This window comes from Micromonospora psammae (assembly GCF_036902725.1).
Classification (GTDB): Bacteria; Actinomycetota; Actinomycetes; order Mycobacteriales; family Micromonosporaceae; genus Micromonospora.
In genome coordinates this window covers 40,501-61,421 of the sequence record NZ_JBAKHM010000005.1, presented here as the reverse complement: position 1 = coordinate 61,421, position 20,921 = coordinate 40,501, and the positions used below count along the sequence as shown (strand labels likewise).

General features: G+C 74.2%; 16 protein-coding genes. 7 read left to right on the top strand and 9 right to left on the bottom strand.

From position 1 onward, the window contains the following. The first annotated feature begins 126 nt into the window (after window positions 1-126). From V6U79_RS10230 to V6U79_RS10205, 6 genes are read left to right on the top strand one after another with little or no spacing between them, the layout of a single operon-like run. Window positions 127-930, top strand: coding sequence for a TIGR03084 family metal-binding protein (locus V6U79_RS10230; protein ID WP_334521317.1), 804 nt, complete (start codon window positions 127-129; stop codon window positions 928-930). Next, a complete protein-coding gene (locus tag V6U79_RS10225; RefSeq protein WP_334614446.1) occupies window positions 927-2,660 on the top strand; it encodes an acyclic terpene utilization AtuA family protein in 1,734 nt (577 codons plus the stop codon). The genes V6U79_RS10230 and V6U79_RS10225 overlap by 4 nt, the downstream gene beginning before the upstream one ends. Continuing rightward, window positions 2,657-3,850: an acyl-CoA dehydrogenase family protein gene (locus tag V6U79_RS10220; protein WP_334614445.1), complete on the top strand. Its 1,194-nt coding sequence runs from the start codon at window positions 2,657-2,659 to the stop codon at window positions 3,848-3,850. The genes V6U79_RS10225 and V6U79_RS10220 overlap by 4 nt, the downstream gene beginning before the upstream one ends. Further along, on the top strand, window positions 3,847-5,448 hold the full coding sequence (locus tag V6U79_RS10215; protein ID WP_334521325.1) for an acyl-CoA carboxylase subunit beta: 1,602 nt from the start codon (window positions 3,847-3,849) through the stop codon (window positions 5,446-5,448). Before V6U79_RS10220 ends, V6U79_RS10215 begins: the two co-directional genes overlap by 4 nt. 13 nt (window positions 5,449-5,461) lie before the next feature. Then, window positions 5,462-7,537, top strand: a complete 2,076-nt coding sequence (locus V6U79_RS10210; protein WP_334614444.1) for an ATP-binding protein — start codon at window positions 5,462-5,464, stop codon at window positions 7,535-7,537. Next, a complete protein-coding gene (locus tag V6U79_RS10205) occupies window positions 7,534-8,724 on the top strand; it encodes an acyl-CoA dehydrogenase family protein (RefSeq protein ID WP_334614443.1) in 1,191 nt (396 codons plus the stop codon). Before V6U79_RS10210 ends, V6U79_RS10205 begins: the two co-directional genes overlap by 4 nt. A gap of 134 nt (window positions 8,725-8,858) precedes the next feature. On the opposite strand, the gene V6U79_RS10200 is transcribed toward V6U79_RS10205, so the two are convergent. The 5 genes from V6U79_RS10200 to V6U79_RS10180 all read right to left on the bottom strand — a co-directional run bounded on the left by V6U79_RS10200 (window position 8,859) and on the right by V6U79_RS10180 (window position 13,721). Then, window positions 8,859-9,347, bottom strand: a complete 489-nt coding sequence (locus V6U79_RS10200) for a DUF6584 family protein (RefSeq protein WP_334614442.1) — start codon at window positions 9,345-9,347, stop codon at window positions 8,859-8,861. Window positions 9,348-9,487: 140 nt separating this feature from the next. After that, window positions 9,488-9,703, bottom strand: a complete 216-nt coding sequence (locus V6U79_RS10195) for a helix-turn-helix transcriptional regulator (RefSeq protein ID WP_334614440.1) — start codon at window positions 9,701-9,703, stop codon at window positions 9,488-9,490. Window positions 9,704-9,764: 61 nt separating this feature from the next. Continuing rightward, entirely contained in the window at window positions 9,765-10,835 is a 1,071-nt protein-coding gene (locus V6U79_RS10190; protein WP_334614438.1) for a hypothetical protein, read from the bottom strand. After that, complete coding sequence (locus tag V6U79_RS10185) at window positions 10,832-11,773, bottom strand: transporter substrate-binding domain-containing protein (protein WP_334531813.1); 942 nt, start codon at window positions 11,771-11,773, stop codon at window positions 10,832-10,834. The genes V6U79_RS10190 and V6U79_RS10185 overlap by 4 nt, the downstream gene beginning before the upstream one ends. Window positions 11,774-11,915: 142 nt before the next feature. After that, window positions 11,916-13,721, bottom strand: coding sequence for an alpha/beta hydrolase (locus V6U79_RS10180; RefSeq protein WP_334614437.1), 1,806 nt, complete (start codon window positions 13,719-13,721; stop codon window positions 11,916-11,918). 258 nt (window positions 13,722-13,979) lie between these two features. Here V6U79_RS10180 and V6U79_RS10175 point away from each other — a divergent pair, with 258 nt between their 5' ends. Then, the gene (locus V6U79_RS10175; RefSeq protein ID WP_334531808.1) at window positions 13,980-14,306 is read left to right on the top strand and encodes a hypothetical protein; all 327 of its coding nucleotides are present in this window, start codon (window positions 13,980-13,982) and stop codon (window positions 14,304-14,306) included. On the opposite strand, the gene V6U79_RS10170 is transcribed toward V6U79_RS10175, so the two are convergent. The 4 genes from V6U79_RS10170 to V6U79_RS10155 all read right to left on the bottom strand — a co-directional run bounded on the left by V6U79_RS10170 (window position 14,293) and on the right by V6U79_RS10155 (window position 20,855). Further along, window positions 14,293-15,819 carry a serine/threonine-protein kinase gene (locus tag V6U79_RS10170; RefSeq protein ID WP_334531805.1) on the bottom strand — a complete coding sequence of 509 codons (1,527 nt, stop codon included), beginning with the start codon at window positions 15,817-15,819 and terminating at the stop codon, window positions 14,293-14,295. The two genes, V6U79_RS10175 and V6U79_RS10170, sit on opposite strands and share 14 nt — an antisense overlap. A 31-nt stretch (window positions 15,820-15,850) precedes the next feature. Further along, complete coding sequence (locus V6U79_RS10165) at window positions 15,851-16,330, bottom strand: hypothetical protein (RefSeq protein ID WP_334614435.1); 480 nt, start codon at window positions 16,328-16,330, stop codon at window positions 15,851-15,853. A 146-nt stretch (window positions 16,331-16,476) separates the two neighbouring features. Further along, window positions 16,477-20,061: an adenylate/guanylate cyclase domain-containing protein gene (locus tag V6U79_RS10160; RefSeq protein ID WP_334614433.1), complete on the bottom strand. Its 3,585-nt coding sequence runs from the start codon at window positions 20,059-20,061 to the stop codon at window positions 16,477-16,479. Further along, entirely contained in the window at window positions 20,058-20,855 is a 798-nt protein-coding gene (locus V6U79_RS10155; RefSeq protein ID WP_334531797.1) for an MBL fold metallo-hydrolase, read from the bottom strand. Before V6U79_RS10155 ends, V6U79_RS10160 begins: the two co-directional genes overlap by 4 nt. Between the last annotated feature and the right edge of the window lie 66 nt (window positions 20,856-20,921).

The following is a 20,921-nucleotide window of genomic DNA, read 5'->3' as shown; positions in this document are numbered from 1 at the left end:
GGGCACCGATCGGCGGCGAGAGTCCCGGACGCGGCGGCGCCGGCAGCGGCCGCGCCGCCCGGCCGGGTCGACCGTGTGAGGCAGTGACCCACCCGCCCTGACCGGCATCACCAGCCCGGAGGCACCATGGTCGACCTGACAGCACTGCTCGCGGACCTGGCCGCCGAGTCCGCGCAGCTCGACGCCCTGGTCGTCGCGCTGCCCCCGGACGCCTGGCGGCGGCCCACACCGGCGCCCGGCTGGACGATCGCCCACCAGATCGCCCACCTGGCCTGGACCGACCACGTGGCCCGACTCGCCGCGACCGACCCGGCCGCCTTCTACGGCTCGGTCATCGCCGCGCCGGACCCGGCCCGCCTGGTCGACGACGGCGCGGCGGAGTTCCTCGCGCCCTCGGCCCGACTGCTCGCCCGCTGGCGGTCCGGCCGCACCGCGCTCGCCGAGGCCCTCGCCGCCGTCCCGCCCGGAGAGAAGCTGCCCTGGTACGGCACCCGCATGTCGGCCACCTCGATGGCCACCGCCCGGATCATGGAGACCTGGGCGCACGGCGAGGACGTCGCCGAAGCGCTCGGCGTCACCCGTACTCCGACGGCCCGGCTCCGGCACGTCGCACACCTCGGCTTCCGTACCCTCGGGCACGGCTTCGCCGCCCACGGCCGCGCGGCGCCGACGGCGCCGGTGCGGGTCACGCTGACCGCGCCCGACGGATCCACCTGGGCCTTCGGGCCGGCGGACGCCGCCGACCAGGTCGCCGGGCCGGCGCTCGACTTCTGCCTGCTGGTCACCCAGCGCCGGCACCGCGCCGACCTCGCCCTGGTCGCCACCGGGCCGACCGCCGACGAGTGGCTGGACGTGGCGCAGGCGTTCGCGGGACCGCCCGGCGCCGGGCGGAAGCCGGGGGCCGGGCGCCGGGCGGGAGCGCGGGCATGAGCGCGGTGCTGCGGGTCGGCAACGCGTCCGGCTTCTACGGCGACCGGTTCGCCGCCTGGCAGGAGATGCTCGACGGCGGCGAGCTGGACGTGCTCACCGGCGACTACCTGGCCGAGCTGACCATGCTGATCCTGGGCCGGGACCGGATGCGGGATCCGTCCCTCGGCTACGCCCGGACCTTCCTCCGCCAGCTCGAAGGCGTCCTCGGCACCGCCCTGGACCGGGGTGTGCGGATCGTGACGAACGCCGGCGGCCTCAACCCCGCCGGCCTGGCCGCTGCGATCGGCACGCTCGCCGACCGGCTCGGCCTCACCGCCCGGATCGGGTACGTCGAAGGCGACGCGCTGGCCCGGCCGGACGCGTTGACCGCCAACGCCTACCTCGGCGCGTTCGGCATCGCGGCCTGCCTCGACGCCGGGGCGGACGTGGTGGTCACCGGGCGGGTCACCGACGCCTCGCTGGCGGTCGGGCCGGCGATCGCCCGGTTCGGCTGGGGACGGTACGACCTGGACGCGCTGGCCGGGGCGACCGTCGCCGGGCACCTGATCGAGTGCGGGGCGCAGGCCACCGGCGGCAACTTCAGCTTCTTCACCGAACTACCCGACGGCGGCCACCGGCCCGGCTTCCCGATCGCGGAGATCCACCCGGACGGCTCCTCGGTGCTCACCAAGCACCCCGGCACCGGCGGCGCGGTCACCGTGGAGACGGTCACCGCCCAACTGCTGTACGAGGTGGCCGGACCGGCGTACCTGGGCCCGGACGTGGTGACCCGGCTGGACAGCGTCTCCCTCCGGCCGGACGGTCCCGACCGGGTACGGGTCAGCGGCGTGCGGGGCACCCCGCCGCCGGACACCCTGAAGGTCGGGATCAACAACCTCGGCGGCTTCCGCAACTCGATGACGTTCGTGCTCTGCGGGCTCGACATCCCGGCCAAGGCGGCCCTGGTCCGCCGGCAGCTCGAGGAGGCGGTCGGCGCGGACGGGCTGGAGTTCACCCTGGCCCGCACCGATCATCCGGACACCGGCGACACCGAGGCGGCGAGCGCGCTGCTGCACGTACACCTGCGCGACGGTGACAAGGCGCGGGCCGGGCGGGCGTTCTCGGCCGCCGCGGTGGAGCTGGCGCTGGCCTCCTACCCGGGCTGCACGCTGACCACCCTGCCCGGCGACGCCACCCCGTACGGCGTCTTCACCGCCGACTTCGTGCCGCAGGAGGCGGTGCCCCACGTCGCGGTGCTGCCCGACGGCGAGCGGGTGCCGATCCCGCCGCCGCCCGTCACCTGCGCGCAGGAGCCGCCGGCGCAGCCGCAGGCGTCGGCGGAGGCCCCGTCCTCGACCACCGGTCGGCGCGGGCCGCTGGGTGAGCTGGTCGGGGCGCGCTCGGGCGACAAGGGTGGCGACGCCAACCTCGGCGTCTGGGCGCGCACCGACGCCACCTGGGCCTGGCTGCGCGGCTGGCTCACCGTCGAGCGGCTGGCGGGGCTGCTGCCGGAGACCGCCGAGCTGACCGTCGAACGGTACGAACTGCCGAACCTGCGGGCGGTGAACTTCGTGATCCGCGGGCTGCTCGGGCCGGGGGTGGCCGCCTCCACCCGGTTCGACCCGCAGGCCAAGGCGTTGGGCGAGCTGCTGCGCTCCCGCGTGGTGGAGCTGCCGGTCGAGCTGTCACCCGACCCGCCCGAGCAGGCCGCCGCCAGCCGCTCCGGGACCGCCCGGGAGGTGGCGGTATGACCATCGTGGACACGCCGGAGCGGCGGCAGTTGCGGGAACTGACCCGGGCGTTCGTGACCCGGGAGGTGCTGCCGCACCTGGACGACTGGGAGCGGGCCGGTGAGGTCCCCCGCGAGCTGCACGCCACCGCCGCGAAGATCGGCCTGCTCGGCATCGGCTTCCCCGAGCAGGTCGGCGGCAGCGGCGGTGACCTGCTCGACTCGATCATCGTCACCGAGGAGATCATCCGTTCGGGTGGCTCGTCCGGGCTGGTGGCGGCGCTCTTCACGCACGGCATCGCGCTGCCGCACATGGTCGCCGCGGCCGGCGGCCGGCTCGGTGGCTCACTCGGCGGCCGGCTCGGCACGGAGCGGGCGACCGACGACGACCTGATCGACCGGTACGTCCGCCCGACCCTGGCCGGGACGATGATCGGCGCACTGGCGATCACCGAGCCGGACGGCGGCTCGGACGTCGCCGCGATCCGCACCACCGCCCGCCGGGACGGCGACCACTACGTGGTGAACGGGTCGAAGACGTACATCACCAGCGGCGTCCGGGCCGACTTCGTGACCACCGCGGTCTGCGCCGACTTCCCCGGCAGCGGCGAGCTGACCCTGTTGGTGATCGACCAGGGCACGCCGGGCTTCAACGTGGGACGCCGGCTGGAGAAGCTGGGCTGGCACTGCTCGGACACCGCCGAGCTCTCCTTCGTCGACGTCCGGGTGCCGGTGAGCAACCGGATCGGCGAGGAGGACACCGGCTTCCTGGCGATCATGCAGCACTTCGCCGCGGAGCGGCTCTCGCTGGCCACCCAGGCGTACGCCACGGCGCAGCGCTGCGTGGAGCTGACCGTGCGGTGGTGCCGGGACCGGACCACCTTCGGTCGGCCGCTGGCCGGTCGACAGCTCGTCCGGCACCGGCTGGCGGAGATGCACACCCGGGCGGAGGCCGCCCGGGCGTACGTGCACGACGTGGCGGCCCGGGTCGCGGCCGGCGAGCCCGTGGTGACCGAGGTGGCGATGGCGAAGAACGTCGCGGTCGCCGCCTGCGACCAGGTGGTCGACCAGGCGTTGCAACTGCACGGCGGCTTCGGCTACCTGCGCGACGCCGAGGTGGAACGGCACTACCGGGACGCCCGGATCCTCGGTATCGGCGGCGGCACCACCGAGATCATGAACGAGATCATCGCGAAGGGCATGGGCCTGTGACCACACTGGACAGCGCGATCGACCCGTCCTCGCCGGCCTACCGGGCCAACCGCGAGGCCCTGCTGGACCGCCTCGCCGAACTGGACGCCGCGCTCGGCCAGGCCCGGGCGGGCGGCGGCGAGAAGTACGTGACCCGGCACCGCCGGCGCGGCAAGCTGCTCCCCCGGGAGCGGATCGAGCTGCTCCTCGACCCCGACAGCCCGTTCCTGGAGCTGTCCCCGGTGGCCGCCTTCGGCACCGACTTCCCCGTCGGGGCGAGCGTGGTGACCGGGATCGGCGTGGTCGAGGGCGTGGAGTGCCTGGTCGTCGCCAACGACCCGACGGTGCGCGGCGGCGCGGTCAACCCGTGGTCGCTCGCGAAGACCCGGCGGGCCGGCGAGATCGCCCTCGCCAACCGGCTGCCGATGGTCAACCTGGTGGAGTCGGCCGGGGCGGACCTGCCCACCCAGGCGGAGATCTTCATCCCCGGCGGGCGGGTCTTCCGCGACCTGACCCGGCTCTCCGCGGCGAAGATCCCCACGGTCAGCGTGGTCTTCGGCAACGCCACCGCCGGCGGCGCGTACGTGCCGGGGATGTCCGACTTCACCATCATGATCCGGGACCGGTCGCAGGTCTACCTGGCCGGACCGCCGCTGGTGAAGATGGCCACCGGTGAGGTGACCGACGACGAGTCGCTGGGCGGGGCCGCCATGCACGCCGCGAAGTCCGGCCTGGCCGATTTCCTGGCCTCTGACGAGCGGGACGGCATCCGGCTGGCCCGGCAGTGCGTACGCCGGTTGAACTGGCGCAAGCAGGGCCCGCCGCCGCGCAACCCGGTGCCGCAGCCCCCGAAGTACGACCCGGAGGAGCTGCTCGGCATCGCCAGCGCCGACCTGAAGGTGCCGTTCGACCCCCGTGAGGTGCTCGCCCGGGTGCTGGACGGCAGCGAGTTCGACGAGTTCAAGCCGAACTACGGCACCGCCCTGGTCACCGGGTGGGGCGAGCTGCACGGGTGGCCGGTCGGCGTGCTGGCCAACGCCCGGGGCGTGCTGTTCAGCGAGGAGGCGCAGAAGGCGGCCCAGTTCATCCAGCTCGCCAACGCCGCCGACACCCCGCTGGTCTTCCTCCAGAACACCACCGGCTACATGGTCGGTACCGAGTACGAGCAGCGCGGCATCATCAAGCACGGCGCCCTGATGATCAACGCGGTGTCGAACTCGACGGTGCCGCACCTGACGGTCAACCTGGGCGCCTCCTACGGCGCCGGCAACTACGGCATGTGCGGGCGGGCGTACGAGCCGCGGTTCCTCTTCACCTGGCCGAACGCCAAGTCGGCGGTGATGGGGCCGGCGCAGCTGGCCGGGGTGCTCTCCATCGTCGCCCGGCAGGCCGCCGCCGCGCGGGGCCGCGACTACGACGAGGACTCCGACGCGGCGATGCGGATGATGGTCGAGCAGCAGATCGAGTCCCAGTCCGGGGCGCTCTTCCTCTCCGGCCGGCTCTACGACGACGGGGTGATCGACCCCCGGGACACCCGGACCGTCCTCGGGCTCTGCCTGTCGGCGATCCACAACGGACCGGTGAAGGGCGCCGACGGGTTCGGCGTCTTCCGGATGTGAGGGGTTGGCACTCATGATCACCAGACTGCTCGTGGCCAACCGGGGGGAGATCGCCCGTCGGGTCTTCGCCACCTGCCGGGCGCTCGGCGTCCAGACGGTCGCCGTGCACTCCGACGCGGACGCCGACGCGCCGTTCGTCGCCGACGCCGACCACGCGGTACGCCTGCCGGGCAACACGCCCGCCGAGACGTACCTGCGGGTGGAGGGGATCCTCGACGCGGCCCGCCGGGCCGGCGCGGACGCCGTCCACCCGGGCTACGGCTTCCTCGCCGAGAACGCCGAGTTCGCGGCGGCGGTCACCGACGCGGGGCTGACCTGGGTCGGCCCGCCGGCGAAGGCGATCGCCGCGATGGGCGACAAGATGGAGGCGAAGGCGCTGCTCGCCGAGGCGGGCGTGCCGATGCTGCCGACCTGGACCGACCCCGACGAGATCACCGACTTCCCGGTGCTGGTCAAGGCGTCCGCCGGGGGCGGCGGGCGGGGCATGCGCGTCGTCCGCGACGCCGCCGATCTCGCCGAGGCCGTCGCCTCCGCCCGCCGCGAGGCGGCCGCCGCGTTCGGCGACGGCACGGTCTTCATCGAGCGGTACGTCGAGCGCGGGCGCCACGTCGAGGTGCAGATCTTCGGCGACAGCCACGGCACGGTGGTCGCGCTCGGCGTGCGGGACTGCTCCATCCAGCGCCGGCACCAGAAGATCGTCGAGGAGGCGCCCGGCGTCCTCCCCCCTGCGGTGCGGGAGCGGCTGCACGACGCGGCGGTGGCCGCCGGACGGGCCGTTGACTACGTGGGCGCGGGGACCGTCGAGTTCCTGCTCACCCCCGACGGGGACATCTTCTTCCTGGAGATGAACACCCGCCTCCAGGTTGAGCACCCGGTCACCGAGCTGACCACCGGGCTGGACCTCGTCCGCCTGCAACTGCTGGTCGCCGAGGGCGAGCCGCTGCCGGAGCGGGCCACCGACCCGCACTGGATGCGCGGCCACGCGATCGAGGTACGGCTCTGCGCCGAGGATCCGGCCCAGGGCTTCCGCCCGGCTACCGGCACGCTGCACCGGTTCTCCATCCCTGGGGTGAACTGCGAGTTCGGCAACCTCCAGCGGCCCGGGCTGCGACTGGACTCCGGGGTGGTGAACGGCTCGGTGGTGAGCGTGCACTACGACTCGATGCTGGCCAAGGTGATCGCCTGGGCACCCACCCGCACCGAGGCGGCCCGTGCCCTGGCCGGCGTCCTCGCTCGGGCTGAGCTGCACGGCGTGGCCACCAACCGGGACCTGCTGGTCCGCATCCTGCGCAGCCCGGAGTTCGCCGCCGTCGACATCGACACCGGCTTCCTGGACCGGCATTCCGAGGTCTTCGAGCCGCTGCTGCCCGCCGACCAACTTCCGCTGGTCGCGCTGGCAGCGGCGCTCGCCTCGGCCGCCGGCCGCCGCGCCTCGGCTCCCGTGCTCGCCGGCCTCCCCTCCGGCTGGCGTAACGTGCCGGCATTTCCGCAGGTCGCCCGCTTCACCGGACCGGACGGCAACGAGATCGAGGTCCGCTACCGTCTCGACCGCGCGGGGCGGCTTGCCGACTGGTCGACATCGCCCGCCGCCTCCGGACTGGCTACCTCGGCGGCAACGTCTGTCTCCGGGAGCGACCCGACCCGAGGCGGGATCGCCGGCCACACCACGTCGGACCGCGGCTCGCCGGCTGTCGCCCTGGTCGAGGCCACCCCGCAGCGCGTCGTGCTGGACGTCGACGGGGTGCGGCGCGCGTTCCGCGTACACCGGGTGGGGTCGGCGGTCTTCGTGGACGGCCCGGACGGGGCGGCGAGCCTGGCGGAGCTGCCGCGTTTCCCGCTGCCCACCGCGGCGCTGGCCGCCGGGTCGCTGCTCGCGCCGCTGCCCGGCGCGGTGACCCGGGTGCACGTCCGGGTCGGCCAGCGGGTCTCCGCCGGTGACCTGCTGCTGACCCTGGAAGCGATGAAGCTGGAACATCCCGTGCTCGCCCCGGCCGACGGCGTGGTCGCCGAGCTGCCGGTGCCGGCCGGCGGTCAGGTCGACACGGGCGCCGTGCTGGCCGTGGTCAACCCCGAGGAGGCTCAGTCATGAACTTCGACCTCACCCCCGAGCAGGACCAGCTCCGCGACGCCGTCCGCGCGCTGGGCCGCAAGTACGGCCACGGCTACTTCGTCGAAAAGGCGAAGGCCGGCGGGCACACCAGCGAGCTGTGGAGCGAGGCCGGTCGGCTCGGCTACCTGGGCGTCAACATCCCCACCGAGTACGGCGGCGGGGGCGGCGGCATCACCGAGCTGGCCATCGTCTGCGAGGAGCTGGCCGCGGCCGGCTGCCCGCTGCTGCTGCTGGTGGTCTCCCCCGCCATCGCCGCCACCGTGATCAACAAGCACGGCACCGACGAGCAGCGCAAGCGGCACCTGCCCGGCCTGGCCGACGGCACCCAGAAGATCGTCTTCGCGATCACCGAGCCGGAAGCCGGCTCGAACTTCCACCGGCTCGGCACGGTGGCCCGCCGCGACGGCGACGACTGGCTGCTGTCGGGCCGCAAGTGCTACATCTCCGGCGTCGACGAGGCGCAGTACGTGCTGGTGGTCGCGCGCGTCGCCGTCGGAGACGGCCAGGGCGGCGCAGGGGACGGGTCTCCTCAGAAGCTGAAGCCGGCGCTGTTCATCGTGCCGACCGACGCCCCCGGGCTGACCCGGTCCAAGCTGGACATGGAGATCCTCTCCCCGGAGAACCAGTTCCTGCTCTACCTGGACGAGGTGCGGCTCCCCGCCGACGCCCTGGTCGGCGAGTCCCTCGACGCCGGGCTGCCGGCGCTCTTCGCCGGGCTCAATCCGGAGCGGATCACCGTCGCCGCGATGGGCGCCGGCACCGGCCGGTACGCCATCGAGCGCGCCAGTGAGTACACCGCCACCCGGAAGGTCTGGGCTGGCCGGAGCATCGGCTCGCACCAGGGCGTCTCCCATCCGCTGGCGCACGCGGCGGTGCAGGTGGAGCTGGCCCGGCTGATGATCCACAAGGCGGCCACCCTCTACGACGCCGGGCGGGACCTGGAGGCCGGCGTCTCCGGCAACATGGCCAAGTACGCCGCCGGCGAGGCCGCCGCGCTCGCCGTGGACACCGCCGTGCAGGCCCTCGGCGGGGCCGGCATGACCACCGAGTACGGCGTGGCGACGCTGCTCGGCGCGGTCCGGGCGGGGCGGATCGCCCCGGTCAGCCGGGAGATGATCCTCAACTTCGTCGCCCAGCACGTGCTGGGCCAGGACAAGTCGTACTGAGAGTGCTTTCGGCGGGTCTGTAGGGCCAACTCCGCCCGATGATCCAGTGGGTGGAGTTGGCCTCATCGCCCCGAACCCGGATATACCGCATCATCGGTTGTCATCCGGTGCGGTCTGCGGCATCTCGAAGACAGTCAGTCCCAGATCCACCGGAAGACCGTCCACATCCCAATGCCCACCATCGCCAGGAACCAGACAACGACAGTGATGGCGCATCCCCCGAACACGATCCCCTCCCACCGTGCGCTGGGCTCGCCAGCCGGGGCAATGTCTCGCGTTCCGCCCTTGTCCGCTTGCCCGGCCGCTCGCCTCAGGCCTTCCAGTTGCGCGGTGCTGACTCTGCGCCGGACCGGGCCGGGGACGCTGTGCCAACGCGCGATGTCATTCCGGTGCTGCTCCAACCAGGCCGAGATCGAGCGTTGGGCTGCCTCATCGTCGCGGCCAAGGACGAACCAGAGAGCACCTGCGGCGGGCAGGTCTCGCATCTCGTAGTGAACCGTGGCCAGAAGGTCGAGCACCTCGTGATCCTGACGATGCGCCAGGACGCCGTTCAGCCGCTCAAGTGCCTTCCAGGGACGACCGGCAGCTAGATCGGCGCGCGCACGCGCTAGTCCGTCGCTCACCCGAGGATCGTGCCAGCCGCGTCGCGCAAGATCGAGTGAGTATCCGACGGCCACGCAACGCGAGAGGACTGGTCAGGCCCCCACCCCGCGACGCCACGACGAGCGAAAACGCACGGACATGCGTGCTCAGTTGGCGGGTTTCACCCCGGGGTGTCGTCCTCGGTCGGGCGCGGCTGGCGGTGCTCCTTGATCCAACGCTCGATGTCCTCGGCAAGCCACACCTTCATGCCGCGAAGGTCCTGGTACGGCTTCGGAAAAGTGGGGTACCGGGCGAGCTGCTGGAACCGCTGCCGCGAGACACCCAGGCGCTGCGCGATCTCGTATGGCCCCATCAGACGCCCCGGGCCCCGGTCCATGCCGCAAAAGTAGGTTGGACAGGCTCTAGTCTCCGCACGATCTACGTGCAGAAGGCGGAACTCACCGGCACGCCGCGTCCACCCGGTGCACCGGGCGCACCCGCCGCCCCAGCCCCTCCAGGAGCGAGTCCTCCACGTGGAAGTCGTGGATCCGCAGCCGGTGCCGGGGCAACTCCTCCTCCGAGGGGCAGAGCACCTGCCCGCGTACCTGGTCGACCGGGACGTAGCGCACCCCGCCGCGCTCCTGGAGGATCACCATGTTGACGTCGTCGGTGGTCACCACGTGGCCCCGGACGTCCTCGCTGGCCCCCGAGCCGTCCCCGACCGTGGTGACCGTCAGCGGCAGGACCGGTGTGCTGATCACCGGTAGCGCCGCCCAGACCAGCACCACCAGTACGGCGAGCTGGGTGAGCGTGGCCAGCGGCCGGACCACCACCCCGGGCAGCGGTCCGGCGACGAAGAGCGCCAGCAGCGGCGGTACGACCAGCAGCACGATCGCCAGCGCCTCTCCCTGCCGCCACGCGTCCCGCAACGTCGGCACGAGCAGGAAGAGGTACCCGCCGAACACCGCCGCGACGACGAGGACCCGAGCCACGGGCTGCTCGTGCAGCCGTTCCGGCCGCACCTGGAACGCCGCGAAGGCGGCCGGCACCAGCAGCGGCAGGTACAGCAGCGGCCAGGTGACCAGGGCCATCAGGAAGCTCGCCGCCACGAACCAGATCGGCGTGACCTCGACCCAGCGGGCGAAGAGAGGCCGACGTGCCGCACCGCCCCCGCTGGCGCCGAGCACCGCGCCGAGCGCGAAGACCGCGACGAGCGCGGTGGCGAGCAGGCGGGCCGCCGTGGTGAGGAAGCCGGCCAGCAGGTTGATCGGCCCGACGTTGGCCACCAGCAGCAGCGTGGTCTGCAACTCGCCGCCGGCCTCCACGCCGAGCCGGAGCACGGAGAAGATCGCCGGCACGCCGACCACGGCCGTCCAGAACGACTGGCTGGCCCGGGCCCGGCGCTCGGCCTGCTCCCAGCCGGAACGCTCGCCGGTCGCCGCCCGGTTCTCGGTCGGCTCGAACGGGACGGGCGGCGGGCGCACACCGGCGTCCGGGTCACCCGGGACGGTGGTCGCCGCCGTACTCATCGCTGTGGCGCCTTGTCGTCGAAGTCGACCAGATTGGGCACGTCGAGCGGCTGCGGCTGCCGTTTCTCCGCGCGCATCCAGGGCCCGAGCGTCCGGTTGTACGCGGTCTGCCACGGGCTCGCCTGCCCGTTGCGTCCCTGCTGGTAGCTCTTGTCGAGGAAGTAGGCCACCAGGTCCCGCAGCGCCGGGTCACCGATCGGCACGCCGACGCCGAGCAGTTCGCTGGTGCCGAACGGCATGTCGACGATCTCGAACTCGGTCGGATAACGGGCCAGGAAGCCGGCGAGGATGGTCTCGTCGGAGCTGACCGCGTCGTACCGGCCCGCCCGGATGCCCTCGATGCAGTTCCCGACGTTCTTGACCACCTGCGTACGGACCTGGTGCTTCTCCAGTTCCGCCTCGGTGGTGGAGCCACCGCTGGTGCAGATCTTGTACTTCGGGTCGCGCAGGTCCTCGATGGTCCGGATGGCGTCCTTGTGCCGGGTCGGAACCATCACCTCCTGGGTGGTGACGAAGTACGGCCCGGCGAAGCTGACGAGCTTCTTGCGGTCCTCGGTCATGGAGAAGCTGGACACCACGAAGTCGACCAGGCCGCCCTGGAGGGCCGGGATGCGGTCCTCGGTGGAGATCGACACGAACTCGACCCGCTGGTCCCCCTCGTAGCCGAGGGAGGCGGCGATGTAGCGGGCGATCTCGACGTCGAAGCCGACGCGGACGCCGTTGCGCACCTCGCCCATCAACGGCTCGTTGGTCGCCACCCCGACCCGCAGGGTGGGCTGGCCCCAGATGTGGGACTCGCGGAGCTTCTCCTGCACCGAGGGGAGCGACGGCTCCTGCTGGCTGTCACAGCCGGCCGCAGCGGCCAGGGTGAGGGTCAGCGCCACCGCGAGCGTGGTGGCGACCGAGCGGAGCCGGCGCGGGGACAAGTTGGCGTTCATCGGGCAACCTCGCTGACGGGCACGGCCTGCGGGACACCGAGAGTATCGGCACGCGTCCATCCCCGTGGCCGGGCGGGGACGTCCGGACGTCGCGTCGGGATACGACGGGCGCACCGAGCGCCCGCCGTACCCCGACGGCCCGTCAGCGCAGGGTGAGCGAGCCCACCGCGGGCAGCGGCGCGACGACCGGCGGCAACCGCTTCGGCTCACCGCGGGTCGGCGCGGCCTGCCCGGCCGAGGCATCCTTCGGCGCGGCGGCCCGCTGGGTCGCCTCCGGCCGGTCCGGCAGCTCGACGAAGGGCTGCACGTCGCCGGTGCAGACGGTGCCCCGGCGGGGCAGTGCGCCGGTGAGCAGGTAGGCGTCGACCGCGCCGGTCACGCAGGTCGATGTCCCGTACGCGGTGTGGCCCCAGCTGTCGCTGCTGAGCAGCCGGCTGTTCGGCAGCAGCTTCGCCGAGCTGACCGCCCCTTCGTAGTTGGTGGCCGGGTCCCAGTAGTTCCCGACGACCAGCACCGGGGCGCTGGTCCTGCGGTCGAACGGGCCGGTCCAGGCGTCCTCGTCCCGCACCTTCCAGGTGTCGCGGGCGCACGGGGCGGTGATCCAGGCCCAGGCCCGCCCGAAGTACGGCGCGCGCTGGTCCTCCTTGGCACCGAGCGCCGGCCAGGCGCCGGCGTCCCTCGGGTGGTACCCGTCGGTGCAGTCCACCCCGAGGAAGGTCTCCAGCCCGTTCTGGTACGGGAAGTCGTACCGGCGCTGCTGGCGGACCTGCTCGGCGCGCTCCGCGATGGCCCGACGAGCCTCGGCGAGGCGGGCGGGTGACGCCGAGGCCGGCTCGGTCAGGGCCAGCAGGTCGGCTGTGATGGACACGATGGACTGCCAGCCGTCCGGGCTGTAGAGCGAGCCGAGGCTGGCGCTGACGAAGTCGGCGTAGCTGACGGTGAACGAGCCGAGCTTCGGGTCGTCCACCACCAACGGCTTCTCGCGCAGCCGCCGGGCCACCAGCTCGTACGAGGCGAGCGGGTCACCCGAGGCGAGCGGGCAGACCTGCTCGCCGGCCTTCTCGCACCGGACCAGGATCTCACGCAGCGCCCGGTACGCCCCGTCGGCGCTGCGCAGCCGGGTCTCCTGGAGCTGGTCGCGGGCCTTGCCCCTGCCGACCCACGCATTGGGGTTGAGCACCCCGTCGATGACCAGCGCGCGTACCCGGTCGGGGAACATGTTCGCGTAGTACTGACCGAGCGCGCTGCCGTAGCTGAAGCCGAGGAAGTTCAGCTTCTTGTCCCCCACCGCCCGGCGCAGCACGTCCATGTCGCGGGCGACCTCGGCGGTGGACATCGCCCCGCTCAGCGGTCGACCCGTGGTGGAGCACGCCCTGCCGACCGCCTTGGAGGAGGCGACGTACGCCTTCTCCTCGGCCTTCGTCCACGGGAAGGCCACGTTCAGCCCGGCGTACGCCCGGGTCTGCTCCTTGACCGACGGGAAGCATCGGAGGTTCTCGCTGGCGGCGACGCCGCGCGGGTCGATGCCGACGATGTCGAAGCGGTCCAGCAGCTCGTCGGAGAGGAAGTACGGCGCGGCGAGCGCGATGTCGGTGCCGGAGCCGCCCGGGCCGCCCGGGTTGAGGAAGAGGCTGCCGATCCGGGCCTGCTGGTCGCGGGCCTTGACCCGGAGCAGGGCGATCTCGGTGGTGGCGCCCTTCGGCTTGTCGTAGTCCAACGGCAGTCGGACGGTGGCGCACTCGGCGTCGCCGTAGCAGGCGTACCAGTCGAGCTTCGGCGTGGGGACGCGGTCGACCCGCCGGGCCTCGGCGGGGCTGGTGCGGTCCGATGTGGTGGGGCGACCCTGGTTGGGGTTGCCGGGGGCCGCGGTTGCGGGCACGACCGCCGATCCGGCGAGGAGGAGGCCGGCGATTCCTGCCGCGGCCAGGGACCGGGTTCTACGTGGCATGTGGATGCCTTCCGGTGGAGGACGGGGACTGCCGAGGTGACCCTCGGCCCTCGTCACTGTAGGAAGGCCGGCCAACCGAACGCGTGCGACATTTGCCAGCCAAAGGGGCATAACGCCGGAGTGGCGTAACGACAAGTTCATGGTCGACGCTATTCGCCCGTCGATTCGTCACGGAACCGGTGGCGGCCCCGGAACTTCCGGCGGACGCCGCACCGCAGTGCGGGTTGACAGCCGGTGTGACGCCGACATGCTTGTCCGGTGGGACGAATCCTCAGGCCCGACGCCCGGACCGTGGCGGTCGTCGCGTCGCTCGCGGCGATCGCGGTGCTCGTGGTCCTGGTCGTCGGGGACTCCAGCGGCGTCCTGCCGGTCGTGCTGGCCCTGCTCGCGGTCCTGCTCGCCACGATCGCCGGCACGGCGGTGTCGGCGATGCGCGACCGGAACGGGCGGCAGGAGGACGACAACGCCGGGGCCGGTCAACCGGACCTCGGGACGTCGGTGCTGGACGCGGACACCCTGGACGCGCTGGACAGCGCGGCGGTGCGTTCCCGGCCCGGCGAGCCGGGCCGGGTCAGCGACCGGTGAGGGTCGGCATGACCAGCGCGTCGACGCCCCGACCGGCCAGGCAGCGATAGGTCTCGTCCGGCGCGTCACCCGGCGGCAGCACCTCCAGGTTCCAGCCGGCGGCGGAGGCCATCCCGCTGGTCAACCGGAAGGTGTGCGGGCTGCACACACTCCGGACGGTGGGGTCCGCGCTGATCGCCGCGTGTCCGGCACCGACCAGCGCCGCGGGCAGGTCACCCTGGGCGTACGTCTCCCAGGTGTGCCGGCCGTCGCACGACACCCGGGCCGCCTCCGCGCGGTCGCCGCGCAGCCGCACCGGCCCGAAGCACTCCAGTTCCGCGGCGCAGCGCGCGCCCACCGGCAGCGGCGCGGCCAGGGCGCCCGGCGCACAGCCGGGCAGGGTGCCCCAGCCGGCGGCGGGCGAGGTCGCCCCACTGGACGCGGGCGCCGCCGTGGGGCCGGCCACGGGCGGTGTCCCCCCGGCCATCCAGGCTCCGGCGCCGGCGGAGGCGGCCAGGGCGAGGGCCCCGGCGCCGCCGAGGAACCAGCGTCGCCGCCGGCGCCGCCGGTCGTGCGGCACGGTCGGGTGGTCGTCCTTGGCCGGGGGCCGCGGGTCCGTCCGGCCGCCGGGGTACGGGGATCCGGTGGTGGAGCCACCGCCGAGCGGCGCCCCGGAGATCGGCGCCCCGCTGACCGGGGCCGGCGAGGAGTCCAGCGGCAGCGCGGCGAGCAGGTCCCGCACCTCGATCGCGGAGGGGCGCGCGTCCGGGTCGTTGTCCATCCCGGCCCGGAGCACGTCGACCAGTTCGTCCGGCACCCCGGGCAGCCCGGGGATCGGCTGGTGGAACATCTCCAGCACGGTGACCAGGCTCGGGTTCCGCTCGGACTGCCAGCGGGGCGGCCGGCCGCTCATCACCGCGTAGAGGGTGGCGCAGAGGGCGTAGACGTCGACGGCGGGCGACGGCGGGCTGTGGCTGAACATCTCCGGCGGGGCGTAGGCCGGGGTGAGCACCTCCAGGGTGACCGAGGCGTCGCGCACCTCGGCCAGCACGGCCAGCCCGAAGTCGGCGAGCACCGCCGGATTGAAGTGCGAGTAGAGGATGTTGGCCGGCTTGACGTCGCGGTGCAGCACCCCGGCGGCGTGCGAGTGGGCCAGCGCGTCCGCGATCTTGACGCCGAGGTCACGGGTCTCGGCGGCACCCAGCGGGCAGTGCCGCATCCGCTCGGCGTACGAGCCGTCGCAGAGCTCCATGATCAGATATGGATGCTGGTCGACGGTGACGCCGACATCGAAGAGGTCCACCACGTGCGGGTGGGACGACATCTTCCCGGCGGCCCGCGCCTCGCGCAGGAACCGGGCCTGGTCCCGCTCACTGTCCAACGTGCGGTTCTCGACCTTGACGGCGACCTCACGCCCCACCGAGATCTGGGTGGCACGGTAGACGGTGGCGTAACCACCCCGGGCGAACACCTGCAAATCAGTCAGACCGGGCACGATGGGCAGCCGAAGGGCACCGGGCGGGGTCTCGGTCACAGCTCTGAAAATACCCGTCCCGCCGGAGCGCTCAGCGAACCGTACCGGCGGCGGGCGCCGGACCGGTGCTCTCGCCGACGCCGCCCGGACCATCGACCGACGTCGCACCGGCCGCGCGGCGGGCGTCCCAGCGCAGGCCGGCAGCGGTGGCGAGCGCGCCGAGTCCCTCCCAGAGCGCGACCCCGAAGAACCGGTCCGGGGCCACGTCCGCCAGCACCGTGAGGGTGAACACGGTGAAGGTGACCAGCCGGAAGAAAACCGTGAACCGGTAGAAGGCCCGCCACTCGGTGGCGACCGCCAGTAGGTAGTAGGCGCCCATGTTGAACGCCGCCATCGAGGACGCGGTCAGGAACGTGCCGGTGTAGTCCCCGGCGGCCCGGGTCTGCGGCACCTCGAAGCCGAGCATCCGCAGCTGCGCCTCGGGCCAGAGCAGCCCGAGCGCGCCCAGCAGCAGCGCCAGGACGCCGAAGACCGCGATCGTCCAGCCGGCGGCGGAGCGTGGCAGCCTCATCTGTCCTCCCAGCCAGACGGCGCGACGTCACCGATGGACAACCGCGTGGAGTGACACGCTAGCCGCCCCCACCGACGCGCACATCCCCGAAACCGCCAGACCTGCCCCGCCCCGCCTCTCGGCACGGAAGTGGCGGGGGCGGCGGGTCAGGAAGCTTCTGCCGCACCGGCGGCCAGGCGGGCGCGGAGGGCGTCGGCGGCGGTCCGCTCGCTGCGCTGCTCGGTGGCGTACGCCAACCGGACCGCCTCCTCGGCGCAGGCCAGCGCCTCCACCGGCTGACCGCAGGCGGCCAGCGCCTCGGCCAGCACGCTCGCCCCGATCACCTGGCTACGGACGTCCTCCGCCGGAGCGGCGACCGCCCGCCGGGCCCAGTCCAGCGCCTGCTCCCGCTGGCCGTGCGCGAGCAGGGCGCAGGCGTACCGGGCCATCGTCTGGCGGCGGGAGAAGAGCAGCGTCGGAGCGTTCGCCGCGGTGGTGGCCACCGGGGCGAGCAGGCCGACGGCGGTGGCCGAGTCACCGGCGGCGAGCCGGGCGGTGGCCAGCAGCACCCGCGGGGCGGCCTGCGCCGGAGCCTGCGGATTGTGCGGCTCCACGGCGGTGAGCACCGCCCGGGCGTCCCGCTCGGCCATGGCGAAGTCACCCATGTCCAGCGCGACGAAGCCACGCAGCGTGCCGGCCATCCCGGTGAGCAGCGGATGCGAGGTGCGCCCGGCGTACGCCAGCGCGTCGGTGAGCAGGTCGGCCGCGTGCTCCGGCTCGCCGAGCCCGCGCGCCACCACCCCCCGTACGACCAGCGCGAAGCCGCGACCCCAGTCGTCGGAGACCTCGGCGAAGTCCCGGTACGCCCGGCGCGCCGCCCGGTCGGCCTCGGCGATCTCGCCCAGCTCCGCCCCGGCGAACGCCTCGACGGCGCGCAGCGTGCCCACCGCCCACGCCTCGCCGACCCGCTCGCCGAAGGGCAGGAAGACGTTCGCCAACCGGCGGGCCTCCCCGAGCCGCCCGGCGAGCAGCCGGGCGAAGGCGGTGGTGCCGCGCAGCCAGGCCCGGCCGTACGGGTCCCGCAGCTCGGCGAAGAGCCGGGCGGCCCGGCCGAGCACCGCCTCGGCGCCGGCGAAGTCGCCCCGGGTCGTGGTCACCCAGGCCAGGTTCTGCAACGACCAGGCCTGCCCCCGGGCGTCCTTCGCGGCGAGGCTAACCTGGTAGGCCGCGGCGAGCCGGCTGCTCGCCTGGCCGAGCCGACCGGCGACGAAATCCGCCATGCCGAGCCGGCGCATCGCCGAGGCACGCAGGTTGGGCAGGTCACCGGCGCCGGCCACCTGCAACGCCTCCTCATAGGAGGCCGTCGCCCGGTCCTGGTCGCCGAGGGTCTGGTGGGCCTGCCCGGCGAGCAGCAGCGCGCTGGCCCGGGTGGCCTCGTCGCCGGTGTTGGCCGCGATCTTCTCGGCGTAGGCGAGCGCGTCGGCGGGGCGCCCGACCTGGAGCAGGGCCCGGGCGTGCACCACCCGGTCGGCCGGTGGCACCCCGTCCCGCGCCAGCTCGGCGGCGCGTTCGGCGTACTCGACCGCACCGGCGGGCTCCCCGGCGGCGAGCGACCGGCGGGCGGCCCGGCCCAGCGCGGCCACGCCCAGCGGCGCGACCGTCCGGGCCGGCGCGTCCGGGCGCAGCTTGACCGCGTCAGCCAGGGCGGCGGCCCGCTCGACGTGCTCGGCGACGAAGTCGTCCCGGGCCGCGTCGGTGAAGCCGCCCGGCGACGGGCCGGCGGACTCCGGCGCGGGGGCGGCCCAACGGGCGAGCGCGGCGTGCCGCTCCGCCAGCTCGGCCTTGCTCACCCCGGCGTACGCGGCCTCCCGCATCAGTGGGGTGGCGAAGGCGTACCCCACGCGGGTGCGGTGCAGCATCCGGCGTTGCAGCAGCTCCTCGACGGCCCGTTCGAGCTCGACCGCGGCCACCGCCGCCGGCCGGCCGTCCCGCCCGCCCCGCTGCTCGCGCAGCGCCTCCAGGGTGCCGGCGGGCACGGCGTCGCCGACCACGGCGGCGTCCCGCAGCACCGAGCGGGCGTCCGGCGGCAGCGCGTCGATGCGGGCCGCGAGGACGGCGGCCAGGTCCCGGGAGAGCAGCCGGCTGCCGAGCGAGCCGGGCGCCAGCCGCCAGCCGCCGTCGCCGCCGGCGGTCAGCGCGCCCCGCTCGCGGAGCAGGGTGACCAGCTCCGCCAGGTAGAACGGGTTGCCCTGGGCGGTGGAGAGCAGCCGGTCGGTGTCGGCCTGCGGCAGCTTCCCCCCGCCGAGGTAGGTGGTGAGCAGCCGGGCGGCGTCCGCGCCGCGCAGCGGGGGCAGCGCGTGCACCTCGGCGTCCGCGACCCGGGTCAGCGCCCCGGCGGTACGCACCAGCTCCGGCCGGCCGAGCAGCAGCACCAGCACCGGGCCACCGAGCCGGGACAGGGTCAGCCCCAGCGCGCGGATCGTCTCGGCGGTCGCGTCGTGCAGGTCGTCCACCACGATCGTCAGCGGCGCCTCGGCGGCGAGGGCGCTGAGCAGCCCGGCCACCGCGTTGGGCACCACCTCGGCGTCGGTGGCCGGCAGGGCGGTGGCCCACTCGCCCTGCTCGGCGGGGCCGGCCGTGGGCAGCTCGGCGTAGCCGAGCAGGGCAAGCAGCTGGTCACTGGCGATCGGTGGCGGTGCGGGGCGGAGCCGAGCGAGTCGCTGCCCGAGCCGGCGCAGCCGCTCCTCGACCGCCGGGCGGGTGAGCGCGGTGGCGGTGTCGTTGGGCAGGCCGACCGCCGCCCGGACCAGGTCGGCCAGGGGCGCGAGCCGGCGCCGCTCACCGAAGGCGGCGCAGCGGACAGAGAGGACCCGGGCGCCGCTGTGCGCGGCGTACCGGCCGGCGCCGACGTCGTACCCGGCGGCGAGGCGTTCCACCTCGGCGGCGAAGCGGGACTTGCCGATGCCCGCCTCGGCGGTCATCAGCAGCACCCGGGGCTCACCCCGGTCGATCACCTCGGCGAGCCGGCCGGCGACCCGACCGATCTCGGTCTCCCGGCCGACGAAGGGCGCCTCGTCGCCGAGGCCGGAGCGGGTGCCCGGGGCGTCCAGGAGACCGAGCAGCTCGTACGCCTCGACCGGTTCGCGCTTGCCCTTGAGCCGCAACGGGCGCAGCGCCCGCCAGGAGGCGACGTGCCGGGTGGTGGCGGCGGTCCGCGCGCCGGCGTAGACGGCGCCGACGGCGGCGGCGTCGGCGAGCCGGGCGGCGGTGTTCACCGTGTCGCCGATGACGGTGTACTCGATGGCGGCCTGGATGCCGGCGATCACGTCGCCGGTGTTCAGCCCGACCCGCAGGCCGAGCGGCGCGCCACCGCCCCGCTCGTCGTCGAGCACCCGGCGGACGGCCCGCTGCATGGACAGCGCGGCGCGCATCGCCCGCTCGGCGTCGTCCTCGTGCGCCACCGGCGCGCCGAAGACCGCCATGATCCCGTCGCCGGTGAGCTTGTCGACGTGCCCGCCGAAGGTCTTGACCGCGCCGGCGAGCGCGGCGAGCACCCGGTCGGTGACCGCGCCGACCCGTTCCGGGTCGAGGTCCTCCGACCAGGAGGTGAAGTCGGACAGGTCGCCGAAGAGCACGGTGACCACCCGGCGTTCGGCGGCGGGCAGCGTGGCGGCGGCCGGCAGGGCCGCGCCGCAGTTGTGGCAGAACCGGGCGCCGGGTACGGCCACGGTGCCGCAGACCGGACAGGTCACGGCTGCTCCACCCCGAGGTGTTCCAGCTGGGCCCGGACCGACCACTCGGCCGCCCACCACAGCGACCGGTCGACGTCGGCGTAGACCTTCGCGACGACCTCGCCGGCGGTGGTGGCGCCCTCGGCGACGGCGGCGCGCACCTGGTCGAGCCGGGCGCGGCGGTGGGCGAGGTAGTACTCGGCCGCCGCCGCGCAGTCGGCCAGCGCCGGGCCGTGCCCGGGCAGCGCCGGGATTCCCCGGTACACCGAGAGCAGTTCCAGGCTGGCGAGGTAGTCCCCGAGGTGCCCGTCGGGGTGGGCGACGACGGTGGTCCCCCGGCCGAGGATGGTGTCGCCGGTGAGCACGACGCGCTCGTCGCCGACCTGGGCGAGGAAGCAGACGGAGTCGGTGGTGTGGCCGGGGGTGGGCAGGACCCGGACGGTCAGGCCGGCGGCCTCGATCGGCGCGTCCGGGGTGAGCGGCGCGCCGCCGATGGTGTGCGCGGGGTCGACGGCCCGGACGGCCACGCCGGCGAGGCGGTCGACCAGTGGGGCGGAGCCCTCGGTGTGGTCCGGGTGCCCGTGCGAGATCAGCACCGACGCGACCGGCCCGTGCCCGGCGATCCGGTCGAGGTGCCCGTCGTCGGCCGGCCCCGGGTCGATCACCACGGCCGGCGCGCCCGGGGCCGCACGCAGCACCCAGGTGTTGGTGCCGTCGAGCGTCATCGGCCCCGGGTTCGGCGCGCGGAGCAGCGTCACCCAGTCCGGCAGCGCGTCGGCGAGCGCCGCCGCCGGCGCCGTCAGATGCCCGGTCATGGCTGCGATCGTACGACCCTGTCCGCCACTCCCCGCGATCTTGCGAATTCGGCCCCTGGTTTGTGG